Genomic DNA, 14,611 nt, shown 5'->3' on the forward strand with positions numbered 1-14,611 from the left:
AATCCTATTCGACGAGTTTTTACCCGAAACTTATTTATATCTTCGAAATTATCGCTCAAATCACCTAAAACAGCTTTGCTAGTATTAGCATTGTTATTATTGTCATCTTCATCGAATTTACAGGCATTGAATGGTAAAATAGCTCGAGCGGATAATCGTAGTGATGCAATACTGCTACCGTCGGCAGTTATCCATTATGCAAGGCCGAATCTATTTTTGGGTAATGACGAATACGCAGGTCCAGCTGACATATGGAATCCTAAGAAGGGCTTCCTAGTTCAATCAATCAATCCTGAATCATACAACCTCAATTTTCCAACTACAGGAGCGCATAATTTATATTTTGATTTACTCATAAGTGGAGTAGATATAAATGAATTGAAATGGGAACCAGTCACGCATGAGGGAATTACTGCAACAGTGACAAATGTTGTACCTAATGATTACTGGATTCTTTATGAAGACAAGGGACAAGTTGTCTCCCGTGTTAAGCTAACAGGTCCAGAGGCAATATATCAATGGTTCAATCCGAATCCTAGTCAAATAGCTAAGCCAGGGTTACCACAGACGTTTGAGTTAGTGGGTAGAGATATTAATACTGGTGATGAGGTAGTCAAATATGGATTTGTATTAAGGCAGTGGTTCGTCAATCGTGGTGGTCAATTGAAAACTTATAGTGACCAGTTAGCATGGTGTAATAGTTTGGGGTATCGCATGCCGAGGATAAGGGATTTAACAAATGCGAAGTGTGGTTTAGATAATAATTATTTCCCATGTATAAATAACATAGATGGCGCCACGCCGTCGTCACGAGTTAATCGGTACATGCGTCACATAGGCGCTGGCTTTTTCACGGAGTGGGGCATCATTGACTACTACACTGATGCGGGCTTCGTCTACTACTACTATTGGACGAGCGACGCGGCAGGTAGCTACCAGTTCCCTGTCAACTCGTACCACGGCTACGTCAACAGCACCAATGCCAGCCCCTCCCGCTATGGCCTTTGCACCGCACCTTAGCTTTTAGCGTTTAGTTCTTAATCCTTAGGGCGCGGGGGTGGTTATGGTGCCAGAGAGGAAAATATAAAAAAGAATAAAGCCCCAGCACAAGTTGGGGCGCTGAGCAGGCAAAGTTTGTGAGCTTTGAGCTTTGATGGCAGAAAATCAAAATAGCACCTCGACCGATACGCCTTAAAAGCTTGCGCTTTTGTTATTAACTGACTGTTATTAACAAGCTGTTATTAATAGCTATTATCAAATAACAAAAGCGCTTTTATTAAAAAGCCAAATGCAACGTAATAAAAAACTAGCCTATAATTGTTTGATTTTATTTAGAAACGCAAATAAAAACTTCAATAAAATCAATAATTCATCTGAACAATTTTAGAGCAAGAAACACGCTTATAGCACTACAATGTTAATCAGCCAGCCTTATCCCAGCATCAAAATATGCCGATAACGAAGTAAAGCTAGTACGCTAAACTAGGTTGTTGGGCGTGTTTGTGTTTTAGATGTTATCAGCAATATTAATCATTCCGCAAAATACAAAAAATTATAAAACTAACACCTTATTTTAATTAGAAAATTCACCTATCTATAAAGACAAATTGTTTTTATATTTACATTTCTTTACAAAAAATTCCGCTAAAAAACTAGCCAACTATTTTATAAATGGTTATACTTTCGCCGTTATAGGAAAACAAGCTTATTAAATAAGCAAACAATTATAAAAATCTAAATAAAATAAATAATTAATTAATAGGTAAACCATAATGCATTATCATTCTAGGTACAAGCACCGGCAAACTTATGTCTTAAATTTATCAAATAATCCTATTCGACGAGTTTTTGCACGAAACTCATTTATATCATCGAAATTATCCACAAAACTATCTTTAAAAATCCCGTTGGCATTAGCACCGTTGTTATTATTGCCGTACTCATTAGAATCACAGGCATTATCGGCCACGACTTCTGAGCGCATTCACGGTACTGAGCCTTATTTAACCTTTGATGGTGGTGTTACTAAAGTGACTAAAACAGAGGACTTATTAGGTATTAAGTTATCAGATGGTCGAACATTCACATCGCAAAATAATTCTTCATCACCAACAGCGCCAATCAAGTTACCTAATGTAGGGGATACCTTGGCTGATATTGAAATGATAGTCCCGCCATTAAGCGACTCAATAAATATAAATGACTTAGTGACACAAGGTAAATGGGGAGATGATGATGGAGATGGTCAGGGTACAAATGGTGTTACCGCATTAGGAAGTATATCGTTAGCAATAACTGATAAAGATGGAAATGCTGTTAGTCGTGGCGATGCATTAGATATATGTAATGCACCTTATAAGGTAACCTTAAGTAGTACAGGAGGTAGTTTAACTACACAATATGGTTTGCCAGATAGTAGTACTTTTAGTGGAGGAACAGCGGAGTATTATATCACTTTACCGTCACAGCCCGTTATTTGTGCGGTCAGGCCAAATCTAAATAAAGGTACAGGCGATTATGCAGGTCCACCTAGCATGTGGAATCCAGCAAAGGGTTTTTTAGTTCAGTCAACAAATCCATCATCTTACGGTTTAAATTTTCCAACAACAGGTGCAGATAGATTGTATTTTGATTTGGATATAGTTGGGATAGATGCAAGTCAGTTGAGTTGGTCTGTTACCACATATGGTGGTAGTGGTGATATAACAGCAACGGTGAATTGGGTTTACTCAAACACGCAGGTAACATTGAATGGTCCTAAAGCTGATAGTACTCAGATGAATTCAGATAATCCAAGTCCACTTAGACGTCCTTCTTTGCCACAGACATTTGAGTTGGTTGGTAGGGATAGTCAAGGTAATGAGGTTAGGTATGGATTTGTGTTGAGGCAGTGGTTCGTCGATCGGGGACTTCGAAGAGATAGCCTTTCTAATCAAAGCACATGGTGTGATAGTTTGGGTTATCGTTTGTCACGGGTAAGGGATTTAACCAATGCGGTTTGTTCTGGCTGGGGCATGAATAGTTACGCTCCTTGTACTGGTGCAGTAGGTGCCACGCCGCAGTCTAGTGGTAATGGTTACATGCGTCATATAGGAGCAGGTTTTTTCACGGAGTGGGGCTACTTGGGCAACTACGTTGGTGCGGGCTTCTTCAACAACACCTGCTGGACAAGCGACACGATCGGTAGCAATGGCTTCTTTGTTCCCTCGTCCGAAGGCTCCGTCGGCGGCACTGGCGCTTCTTCCTACGCCTTCGGTGCTGTTTGCACCACACCTTAGTTTTTAGCGTTTAGTTCTTAATCCTTAGGGCGCGGGGGTGGTTATGGTGCCAGAGAGGAAAATATAAAAAAGAATAAAGCCCCAGCGCAAGTGTTGGGGCGCTGAGCAGGCAAAGTTTGTGAGCCTTGAGCTTTAATGGCAGAAAACCAAAATAGCACCTCGACCGATACGCCTTAAAAGCTTGCGCTTTTGCTATTAACTGGTTGTTATTAACAAGTTGTTATTAATAGCTATTATCAAATAACAAAAACGCTTTTCTTAAAAAGCCAAATTCAACGTAATAAAAAAATAGCTAGCCTATAATTGTTTGATTTCATTTAAAAATAAAAAATTTAATAAAATCAATGGTCTACCTGAGCAATTTTAGAGTAAAAAACAACGCCTAATTCCTTTGCACAAAAAAAATCAGACATTATGTCTGATTTTTTACTTTTTATCACGACAATATTTAAAAATCTAAATTCGCCGCTTTAAGGGCATTTTCTTCAATAAATAGTCGGCGTGGTTCAACTTCATCCCCCATTAATGTGGTAAATAATTGATCCGCTTCAATTGCATCTTTTATGGTGACTTGCAACATGCGACGACTGGTTGGATCCATTGTGGTTTCCCATAACTGTTCTGGGTTCATTTCACCTAGTCCTTTATAACGCTGAATAGTTAATCCACGACGTGATTCTTTAATTAACCAATCAACAGCTTCATCAAAAGATTCTACGGGTTGTTTGCGTTCTCCACGTTGAATAAAGGCGCTGTCTTCAAGTAGATCTTTTAATTGTGCACCAAGGTGGCAGATATTACGGTATTCATTACTATGGATGAATACTTGATCTAATGGATAATGAGTATCTACACCATGAGTTTTTACTTTAATGATTGGCACATATAGTTGTGCTTTTTCATTATATTCAGCTGAATAAAGGTAGCTGCTACCATGTTGTTCTTTATTTGATAGTTTTTCAACAAGGGTTTTTGCCCAATTTTCGGCTTGTTGTTGGTTTTGTAAAATACTTTCGTTTAATACATCATGATAAACTAATTCCGATAGCAACGCTTTTGGATAGCGACGTTCCATTTTTGTAATAAGTTTTTCGACTTTTTGATATTCAGCAATTAGTTTTTCTAATGCTTCGCCTGCAAGTGCAGGTGCATGGTCATTGACATGTAACGATGCATCTTCAAGCGCTAAGGCAATTTGAAATTGCGTCATTGCCTCATCATCTTTGATATATTGTTCTTGTTTGCCTTTTTTGACTTTGTACAAAGGTGGCTGTGCAATATAAACATAACCTCGCTCAATGATTTCTGGCATTTGTCGGTAGAAGAATGTTAATAATAATGTTCGAATATGCGAGCCATCAACGTCGGCATCGGTCATGATAATAATGCTGTGGTAACGCATTTTGTCTGGGTTATATTCATCACGGCCAATTCCACAACCTAATGCGGTAATTAGTGTTCCGACTTCTTGAGATGAGAGCATTTTGTCAAAACGTGCTTTTTCAACATTTAAAATTTTACCTTTAAGCGGTAAGATTGCTTGATTTTTGCGGTTGCGTCCCTGTTTTGCTGAGCCCCCCGCAGAGTCCCCTTCCACTAAGTACAGTTCAGATAGAGCTGGGTCTTTTTCTTGGCAATCAGCAAGTTTACCTGGTAATCCGCCTAAGTCTAAGGCGCCTTTTCGACGTGTCATTTCGCGCGCTTTACGGGCGGCTTCTCGTGCTCTTGCAGCATCGATGATTTTTCCGACAACAATTTTGGCATCACTTGGGTTTTCAAGTAGATATTCTGTTAACTTTTCGCCCATTACGGATTCAACGGCGGATTTTACTTCTGATGATACCAATTTGTCTTTGGTTTGTGATGAGAATTTTGGGTCAGGTACTTTAACTGATACTACCGCAATTAAACCCTCACGAGCATCATCACCCGTGGCGCTGATTTTGGCTTTTTTGCTGTATCCTTCAGCTTCCATATAGTTGTTTAATGTGCGCGTCATTGCTCCACGGAAACCCGCCAAGTGAGTACCGCCATCTCGTTGTGGAATGTTGTTAGTAAAGCAATAGATGTTTTCTTGGTAACCATCGTTCCATTGTAGTGCTACTTCAACACCAATACCGTCTTTTTCTGTGCTGAAGTAAAATATTTTAGGATGAATAGGATTTTTATTTTTGTTTAAGTATTCAACAAACGCTTGAATGCCACCTTCGTAGTGGTAATGTTCATTTTTGCCTGTGCGCTCATCAAGTAATCTTATTGATACGCCTGAGTTTAAGAATGATAATTCTCGTAGTCGTTTTGCTAATATTTCGTAGACAAACTCAATATTGGTAAATGTTTCTGGGCTTGGCCAGAAGCGTACATAAGTGCCAGATTCAGATGTTTCGCCAATTACTTTTAGTGGCTCTTGCGGGACACCTAAGTTATAAACTTGTTGGTGGATTTTTCCATCACGATAAATAACTAATTCTAATTTATCTGATAAGGCGTTAACAACTGAAACACCTACACCATGCAAACCACCAGATACTTTGTAAGAATTATCATCAAATTTACCGCCAGCATGCAATACGGTCATGATAACTTCTGCTGCTGAAATACCTTCTTCTTCATGAATACCTGTTGGAATACCGCGACCATCGTCACGTACAGAAACAGAGTTATCAGGGTGGATTGTTACTTCAATATGGTGACAATATCCAGCTAATGCTTCATCTATGGCATTATCAACAACTTCAAAAACCATATGGTGAAGTCCTGTACCATCATCAGTATCACCAATATACATACCTGGACGTTTACGGACAGCATCAAGCCCTTTGAGTACTTTAATGCTAGAAGAATCATAAGAATTAGACATGGATTTCTCGACTTTTTTGATTGTTTATATCGTTCTGTATATTTACGAAATTATACCAGATTTTATGTGAAAAATCTTATCATTTTCATCGATCATATGGGTAATTTGCGATTGGTTAACTGCAGTAATAAATACTTGTGAATTAGCTTGTTTTAAACGTTTGGCTAACAATTCGCGTTTATTGTTATCTAATTCAGATGCAAAATCATCAAGTAGGTAGATACAAGCTTGGGTATTTTGCTTAGAGTAATATTCACCTTGAGATAAACGTAATGCGCACATTAATAATTTTAATTGACCACGTGATAACAGATCTTCAACTGGAATGTTATCAACACGTAATCGAATATCTGCTTTATGTGGTCCGGCTGATGTGTAGTTAAGGAGTTTGTCTCGTTCATACTGTTTGCGTAATATTTCAGCATAATCAGTACCATGCTCCCAACCTTGGTAATATTGGCAATTAAGTTGGTATTCGGGTAAGAAATCATGGCAAGTTTGTATAATTTCAGGAAAAATATGTTGTGAGTAGTTTTCTCTAATGTGGCTAATTTTTTCAGCGATGGGTGCAAGTTCTTTGTCCCAAGGTAATAATTGATTATAACTATGGGATTGCTTTAATAATGCATTGCGTTGTTTAAATAAACGCTTTAAATTATTCCATAAATGAACAAATTCAGGGTGGTGATGAAAACATCCCCAATCAATAAATGCTCGGCGATATTTAGGTCCACCAGTCAATAAATCAAATCCTTCAGGTGTGATTAGTTGAATGGGTAATAATTTGGCTAAATCGGTTAATCGATAACCTTCATTTCCATCTATTCTGATTTTATTATCATTATTACGCGATTTAGCAAGCCCAATTGAGTGATTTTGTTGATTGGCTGTGTTTAGTTCGCTGAATAATACTAGTTCTGGCTGTTCGTGTTGAATAATTCGATTAGATTGAGTGTGTCTAAATGCACGACCATGACCAAGCATATAAATAGCTTCAAGTAAGCTCGTTTTTCCACTCCCGTTATCGCCAACAATGAAGTTGAAATGTGGCGATAAAGTTAGCTGTGCATAACTAATATTACGAAAATGATGAACTTTGATTTTTGAAAGAGTCATATGCTTTAAATTATTCCGGACGAAGCCGGAATATTAAGTAAGATTGGATTATAAGCGCATTGGCATAACAACATAAGTTGCTGTTTGATTATTGATATCTTCTATTTGTACACTTGATGTTGCATCGGTTAATAATAGTTGTACGCTATCACATTTCAATGTATTTAATATATCAAGTAGATAGGTTACATTGAAGCCAATTTCAAGCTCTGCGGATTCATATTTTACGTCAATAACTTCTTCTGCTTCTTCTTGTTCTGGGTTGTTTGCTGTAATCTTTATTTGATTGTTATGGACATAAAGTCGAATACCACGGAATTTTTCATTAGATAAGATCGCAACTCTTGATAGGGCGTTTCTGAGTTCTTCGCAAGATACTTCAAGTGGTTTATCTGGGTTGCGTGGCAATACTCGTTTGTAGTCAGGGAATCTTCCATCAATGAGTTTTGATGTGAAAGTGAAATCACCAAGATTAACCCGTAAGTTATTATTACCAATTTGCATATTGATTAATTCTTCGTTATCACTAACCAGTTTTGCAAGCTCTAGTACCCCTTTTCTTGGTAAAATGACAGAATGATTAGTTTTAGTATCTTGTTCAATAGGTTGTGAGCATAAAGCTAATCGATGTCCATCTGTTGCAACTGATTTTAGTAAACCATCTTCAATTTCAAATAACATGCCATTTAGGTAATATCTTACGTCTTGATTCGCCATTGAAAATTGTACCGCATCAATAAGGCGTTTAATGGTTTTTTGTGGAACTGAAAGTTCAACATCACTTTGCCAATTTTCTAGATTTGGAAAATCGGTAGCTGGTAGTGTTGATAATGAAAATTTACTACGTCCTGATTGAATCATCAATCGGTTATCGTCAACGCTTATCGAAATTTTGGCATCATTAGGTAAGTTTCGACAGATATCAAGAAACTTTCTTGCTGGCACGGTTGTTGCACCTGGTTCACTCGGTTCAACTAATGGTAGATGAGATATCATCTCTATTTCAAGATCAGTTCCTGTCATCGATAGCGTGTTATCACTCACTTGTAATAATAAATTCCCCAAAATTGGTAGTGTAGGGCGACTACTTAATGGTGCACTTACAAGTTGTAATGGCTTTATTAGTTTTTCACGATCTATAATAAATTTCATAGTATTGATTCTTTTTAAGTTGATAATGTTCGAATTAAATTGGAGTAATCTTCTTTAATGTTATTACTTTCTTCTTTTAACTCTGCGATCTTTCTACATGCATGTAATACAGTCGTGTGATCTCTTCCACCAAAGCCGTCACCGATTTCAGGTAGGCTTTTATTGGTGAGCTCTTTGGCAAGCGCCATTGCTACTTGCCGTGGTCTTGCCACAGAACGAGAACGACGTTTAGAAAGTAAATCTGATACTTTAATTTTATAATATTCGGCAACTGTCTTTTGTATATTTTCAATGGTGACAAGTTTTTCTTGTAAAGCGAGTAAATCTTTTAAGGCATCTTTAACAAAATCAATGGTAATGGCCTTACCAGTAAAATTAGCATTAGCGATAACCCGATTAAGAGCGCCTTCTAATTCACGAACATTAGAGCGTAATCGTTTAGCAATAAAAAAAGCGACTTCTTCAGGTAATTTAATATGATTTTCCTCGGCTTTTTTCATTAAAATTGCAACCCGTGTTTCTAGTTCAGGTGGCTCAATTGCAATGGTTAGTCCCCAACCAAAACGTGATTTTAGTCGGTCTTCAACGCCATTAATTTCTTTAGGATAGCGATCTGACGTTAAAATAATTTGCTGATTACCCTCTAATAAAGAGTTAAAGGTGTGGAAAAATTCTTCTTGAGATCGCTCTTTATTTGCAAAAAACTGAATGTCATCGATAAGTAAAGCATCAACAGAACGGTAGTAATTTTTAAATTCTTCGATAGCGTTATTTTGTAGTGCTTTGACCATGTCTTGCACAAAGCGCTCGGAATGCATGTAAACAACTTTGGCGTTGGCTTTTTTTGCCATTATTTGATTGCCAACTGCATGTAATAAATGCGTTTTACCTAAACCGGTGGAACCATATAAGAATAGTGGATTATAAGCTTTTCCTGGATTTTCAGCTACTTGTTTTGCAGCCGCAACAGCAAGTTGGTTTGATTTACCCTCAACAAAACTATTAAAAGTGTGCTTATGGTTAATACCTGAATGATACACATGATTATTATTGGTTTCTTTTGTTGTTTTCCATGCAGGAACAACCTCTGCTTTCTTTTGGTTATTTTGTTCTTTTTTATCTGCGGATACGGTTGAACCAACCTCAAGAAATAATTTTAGAGAATCGTCATTAATTAGTTTATTTAATAGTTGAGAAATAGTAGTTAAATATTTATTTCTTACCCAATCTAGGACAAATCTATTGGGCGCATAGATATAGAGTTTATTATCAACCATTTCCGCTTGCAACGGGCGAATCCATAAGTTGAATTCTGTTGTGGGGATTTCTTCTTGTAATTGAGAAAGGCAATCTTGCCAAATAGCGGTAGGCACGGCAACTCCTTTAACTTTGCTTACTAACAATATCGTGAAGTATTATAATCTTTTTTGTGGATAATTTGTAGATCTAAGGTAATATTTAATTTAGTTGTTAACAATAAAAATAAGAAAAACCCGGCTTATAACCGGGTCTTAATGAAGTATCTAAATAACAAAAAATTAATTTGTTTCATTAGTTACTTGAACTTCTTTTTTGTTAAGTGCTTTAACTTCAATTTCAACACGACGATCTGGAGCTAAACAAGCTTTTAAGCTAGCACCACGAAGAGCATTACATTTTGTACCAGTAACTGGTTGAGATTTACCCACACCACGAGCGCTAATTAGGTTAGAAGGAACACCTTTAGCAATTAAATATTTCATTACTGAGTTAGCACGTTGTTCAGATAGTTTTTGGTTATAACTAACTGAACCGATACGGTCAGTATGACCAATTACTACGATAGCGCTTTCAGTTGGGTTAAGTTTAACAAGATTTGTTAGTAAGTTGTCTAATGCTTGGCGACCTTCTTCTTTTAAATCAGCTTTCGCATAAGCAAATAGTACATCTTCATTTAATACATAGCGGTTTACTTCAGTTTTTAATTCAACTGGTGCTGGAGTAGCTGGTGAACCTAAACGATAAGTAATACCCAAGCTTACAGTACCTGCGTCTGGAGATGCGTCAGTTTTAGTATGAATATGTTGAACATATTGGTATTCTAAACGAGTAGAGAAGTCTTCGTCAAAACGATAGTCAAGACCTAATGCATAAACTGGAGATAGGTCAGTTTTTGTACCATTGTCAAGTTTTTCATATTTTTTAACTAAGCCGCTATTTTTCCATTTAGCGATAGTAACCATACCACCTGCACGACCATAGATATCTAGTCCGTCAATGATAGGATAACTTAATTTACCAGTTAAAGAAACACCTTGTGCAGAAACTTTACTATGACCTACATCATAGCTTCTTCCTGCATAACTGAAAGATCTTTTATATTTAGCAGATCCTAACCAGTCGTAGCCTAATTCGAAAGCTAAGTAAGGATTTGCTTGGAAACCAAGGAAAGCCCCACCAGCAACGTTGCTACGGTTTGACGTGCTAATGCCAACGTCATCCCATACACGAACTTTATTTGCATCTAATCTATAAAGTTCTGACCAACCTAATTTAGCACCTGCATAAATAGTGTTGTCATCGTATGCTGCGTTAGCTGCAGTAGCTGTTAAACTTGCAACTGCGATTGCTAGAGCTAGAGTAGTTTTTTTCATTTTATTGCCTCAACTTATATGTTGTTATAGACGATGTTTAGTTTCTTTTATTGTTTAAAATTAATTTAAAGTAAAAAGAACAATACTTATTTTTATATAATTATGTTACCCATAATCTGATGTCAAGTATAGCATAGATAATAGGCAAATCTATAGTTATTGCAGTTACAATAAAAAAAATTTAGATAATTTTTTCAAATAATTTTGTTAATTGTTATGTAAAAGTCATTAATAGTATTTGCTAATGCATTAGCCATAATAAAAAAGTCAGCTTCTAATCTCTTATTAAATTCATCTAAACCGATATCTTCGTTTTCATCCAAAATAGCAGAATCAAACTTAATTCGTTTAAATGTTAAGTCACTATTAACAATAAAGCTAACGCCTCTTTCATCAATAATTTTAATTTTAGTGATCCATTTCCCTGAATCGAAATGGACACGCATTTCATCACTGGTGATTTCTTGATTTTTACAGCTAATAATTCCATTTCCTTCAAGAGGATCTTTTAGTTCGGCTTGATCACCTAATAAAAATGGTGGGAATTTTAGGTTTTCCTTAGCCCATGAGGTCATAACCTGTTCAAGTGGTTTATCAATCGATAAAGGGGTTAAAGCGAGTGAGCCAAGCTCTTTACGTAAAATCGCTAAGATATCTTCTGATTGTTTAAAGCTACTACAGTCAACAATAATGCGTTTATTATGCGTATCTAACCATAACCAATAATGATTATATTTACTAAAAGCCCTTGGCATTAGATCAATCATAACTTCATCTTTTAAAGTCGCCTTTTCGTTTTTAGTTAGTTTTCTGCTTAGTGCTTGTTCTTGTTTATCGATTTTTTCTAATAAAGCTTGTTTTATTACGGGTGCTGGTAATATTTTTGTTTCTTTTTTGATCCGTAATAATAAATGCCCTTGCATATCAACTATAAAATCATCTTGGTTATTATCATGATAAGGCGAAACCCAACCCATTTTTGTGGTGTCTAAATTACCACATGGAGTAAAAGGGTGAGACTTTAGCGCTTTTTCTATTGCATCTTTATTAAGTAACGTGTCGCTATTAAGTTGGTAAATTATGGCATTTTTAAACCAAAGCATACTTTTCTATTTCCTGCATTTTGTGATAAAGGGTTATCATTGTTTAAATAAGTAACAGCTTATAGAGAATAATAAACTGTCATTATTTAGTGATTGAGTATAAATGTATATTTATTAGAAGCTATAAGAAACACCCATATAAATCGAGGTTACAGTGCTATTGTCCACCATTGGGCTATCTGCCACATCACCAGTTAATTTGTCAATATGAACACCACCAAATGTCGCAATATTTGGGGTTAATGAATATTGTGCAGCTAATTCAGCATAAGGTGTCAATGACGCATCAGCATTAAAGTATCGTAATCCTGAACGAGAGGTTTCTTTATGTGAAACACCATAATAATAATCATTGTGCTTATTATTAGCCCAATTTATACCGATGGTGGGCGCAACAATCAAATTGCCTTGCATGTAAGGAATGGTATAATCAGCATTTACTAAAATACTATTACTTTCATTTAATACATCAGTTCCTACACTACTGGAAAAACTTCCCCAATTGGTATCAATAGAATACTCGATTTCTGCAAGTAATGTTGAATGGCGGCTATCAAGTAGTCTTAATTGGTGGTTATCTGAATCATGTGGCTTAAATTCGTTAGATAAATAACGTGCGCCAATAGACACGCTTTGATTGTCCTGATTATAAGCATAAATACCTGCTGACAAGTCATCGATAAAAAACAGACCATTATCATAATCAATATGAGGAATAGGGTAATAATTAGCACTATAACTTTTATACGGTGAATTAGTCCGACCCACACCAACCCCGATAGAGGTAGTGTCAGCTAATGCAATTTGGGTAACTCCTAAAGTTATTATTGATAAAATAGATAGTGTACAAAATGTTTTTTTCATTTTTCATACCCATATATAAAAGGTGATCACCTGTCGTTATTTATACTAATTTTATATCTTATTGATGGTTAGTTTTGTCGTCACACAATCTATACATTAATTGTACATTGTAACAAACAAATTTCCTGAATAATAATGCCACATTTTATCATGTTTGAATATCAATTAGTGAGACAACTTATGAGTAAACCAACTTTAGAAATGATTAATAGCCGTCCTGATGATGCTACTTTGTTAGCAGATGAGGCAAAATATTGTTCTTTCGGTGATACAGTGCATTATGTAGAACCACCAAAAATTTTTGATGGTTGTGAAGGTAGTTATATGTATGACAAAGAAGGCAAAGCTTTCCTTGATCTGCAAATGTGGTATTCTGCATGTAACTTCGGTTATGCCAATGAGCGTTTAAATAATGTTCTTAAAAAGCAAATTGATACCTTACCACAATGTGCTAGCCAATATTTACACCCAACTAAAATTGAATTAGCTAAAACTATTGCTCAAGGTATGGAAAAGCGATTTGGTTATGAAGGGCGGGTACATTTCAATGTAGGTGGTTCACAGTGTATTGAAGACTCTTTAAAAGTTGTTCGTAATGCTACTGGTGGTAAATCATTAATGTTCGCTTTCCAAGGTGGATACCATGGCCGAACTCTAGGTGCTTCATCAATTACATCAAGTTATCGTTATCGTCGTCGCTATGGTCATTTTGGTGATCGTGCTATGTTTGTTCCATTCCCATATCCTTTCCGTCGTCCAAAAGGCATGACAGCAGAAGAGTATGGTGAACATTTAGTCGCAGAATTTGCGCGTTTATTTGAAACTGAATACCACGGTGTTTGGGATCCAAAAGTTGGGCAAGCTGAATATGCAGCGTTCTATGCTGAACCTTTACAGGCAACAGGTGGTTATATTGTTCCTCCTCGTAATTACTTTAAAGGACTTAAAAAAGTTTTAGATCAGTATGGTATTTTATTGGTGGTTGATGAAATCCAAATGGGCTTTTATCGTACAGGTAAACTTTGGTCAATTGAACACTTTGATGTTAAACCTGATGTTGTTGTTTTTGCTAAAGCATTAACTAATGGTCTGAATCCACTAGGTGGTTTATGGGCGCGTGAAGAATTAATCAATCCTCAAGTATTCCCAGTTGGCTCAACCCACTCAACTTTTGCATCAAATCCATTAGGTACAGCTGTTGGTCTTGAAGTATTAAAAATGACTTCTGAAACAGATTACGAAAAAATGGTAATGGATAGTGGTGCTTATTTCCTTGAGGGTTTAAAAACACTTGAGAAGAAACATAAAGAAATTGGTGAAGTTGATGGTTTAGGCTTGGCACTTCGCGCAGAAATTTGTACAGAAGATGGCTTTACAGCTAATAAAGCCTTAGTTGACAAAATGGTTGATATTGGTATGTCAGGTGATCTTGATTGGAAAGGTACCAAAATGGGATTAGTGCTTGATATTGGTGGTTACTATAAAAATGTGATTACTTTTGCACCATCATTACACATTTCACGTCAGGAAATTGATCAAGGTATTGAACTTCTAGATCAGTTAATTACCCGAGCGAAAAAAGAACTTTAATTGTTTGATCTTCAT

At 36.3% G+C, this 14,611-nt stretch carries 9 protein-coding genes and 1 pseudogene; 3 read left to right on the forward strand and 7 right to left on the reverse strand.

What is annotated here, in order from left to right:
* Positions 1 to 1,020 (forward strand): annotated as a pseudogene (locus B9N71_RS12965) (hypothetical protein); the annotation flags it as partial.
* Between the two features lie 752 nt (positions 1,021 to 1,772).
* Positions 1,773 to 3,278, forward strand: coding sequence for a hypothetical protein (locus B9N71_RS04775; RefSeq protein WP_085164485.1), 1,506 nt, complete (start codon positions 1,773 to 1,775; stop codon positions 3,276 to 3,278).
* A 448-nt stretch (positions 3,279 to 3,726) separates the two neighbouring features.
* Here B9N71_RS04775 and gyrB read toward each other — a convergent pair whose 3' ends face one another.
* From gyrB to B9N71_RS04810, 7 genes are all read right to left on the reverse strand, one after another.
* On the reverse strand, positions 3,727 to 6,138 hold the full coding sequence (gene gyrB, locus B9N71_RS04780; protein ID WP_085164487.1) for a DNA topoisomerase (ATP-hydrolyzing) subunit B: 2,412 nt from the start codon (positions 6,136 to 6,138) through the stop codon (positions 3,727 to 3,729).
* Positions 6,139 to 6,180: 42 nt separating this feature from the next.
* Entirely contained in the window at positions 6,181 to 7,254 is a 1,074-nt protein-coding gene (gene recF, locus B9N71_RS04785) for a DNA replication/repair protein RecF (protein WP_085164489.1), read from the reverse strand.
* Between the two features lie 48 nt (positions 7,255 to 7,302).
* Positions 7,303 to 8,406, reverse strand: coding sequence for a DNA polymerase III subunit beta (gene dnaN, locus B9N71_RS04790; protein WP_085164491.1), 1,104 nt, complete (start codon positions 8,404 to 8,406; stop codon positions 7,303 to 7,305).
* Between the two features lie 14 nt (positions 8,407 to 8,420).
* Positions 8,421 to 9,779, reverse strand: coding sequence for a chromosomal replication initiator protein DnaA (gene dnaA, locus B9N71_RS04795; RefSeq protein ID WP_034914300.1), 1,359 nt, complete (start codon positions 9,777 to 9,779; stop codon positions 8,421 to 8,423).
* Between the two features lie 165 nt (positions 9,780 to 9,944).
* Entirely contained in the window at positions 9,945 to 11,039 is a 1,095-nt protein-coding gene (ompA, locus tag B9N71_RS04800) for a porin OmpA (RefSeq protein ID WP_085164493.1), read from the reverse strand.
* Positions 11,040 to 11,233: 194 nt separating this feature from the next.
* Entirely contained in the window at positions 11,234 to 12,142 is a 909-nt protein-coding gene (locus tag B9N71_RS04805; protein WP_085164495.1) for a recombination-associated protein RdgC, read from the reverse strand.
* Positions 12,143 to 12,256: 114 nt separating this feature from the next.
* Complete coding sequence (locus tag B9N71_RS04810; RefSeq protein WP_085164497.1) at positions 12,257 to 13,006, reverse strand: MipA/OmpV family protein; 750 nt, start codon at positions 13,004 to 13,006, stop codon at positions 12,257 to 12,259.
* A 180-nt stretch (positions 13,007 to 13,186) separates the two neighbouring features.
* Between B9N71_RS04810 and B9N71_RS04815 the strand changes: the two genes are divergently transcribed.
* Complete coding sequence (locus tag B9N71_RS04815) at positions 13,187 to 14,596, forward strand: aspartate aminotransferase family protein (protein WP_141671132.1); 1,410 nt, start codon at positions 13,187 to 13,189, stop codon at positions 14,594 to 14,596.
* Positions 14,597 to 14,611 lie beyond the last annotated feature (15 nt).

The organism is Gilliamella bombi, assembly GCF_900103255.1.
Lineage (GTDB): Bacteria > Pseudomonadota > Gammaproteobacteria > Enterobacterales > Orbaceae > Gilliamella > Gilliamella bombi.

Bases quoted from the DNA above. Each gene is read 5' to 3' on its own strand.
- B9N71_RS04775 (WP_085164485.1), top strand. From the start codon at position 1,773: ATGCATTATCATTCTAGGTACAAGCACCGGCAAACTTATGTCTTAAAT.
- gyrB (WP_085164487.1), bottom strand. From the start codon at position 6,138: ATGTCTAATTCTTATGATTCTTCTAGCATTAAAGTACTCAAAGGGCTT.
- recF (WP_085164489.1), bottom strand. From the start codon at position 7,254: ATGACTCTTTCAAAAATCAAAGTTCATCATTTTCGTAATATTAGTTAT.
- dnaN (WP_085164491.1), bottom strand. From the start codon at position 8,406: ATGAAATTTATTATAGATCGTGAAAAACTAATAAAGCCATTACAACTT.
- ompA (WP_085164493.1), bottom strand. From the start codon at position 11,039: ATGAAAAAAACTACTCTAGCTCTAGCAATCGCAGTTGCAAGTTTAACA.
- B9N71_RS04805 (WP_085164495.1), bottom strand. From the start codon at position 12,142: ATGCTTTGGTTTAAAAATGCCATAATTTACCAACTTAATAGCGACACG.
- B9N71_RS04810 (WP_085164497.1), bottom strand. From the start codon at position 13,006: ATGAAAAAAACATTTTGTACACTATCTATTTTATCAATAATAACTTTA.
- B9N71_RS04815 (WP_141671132.1), top strand. From the start codon at position 13,187: ATGAGTAAACCAACTTTAGAAATGATTAATAGCCGTCCTGATGATGCT.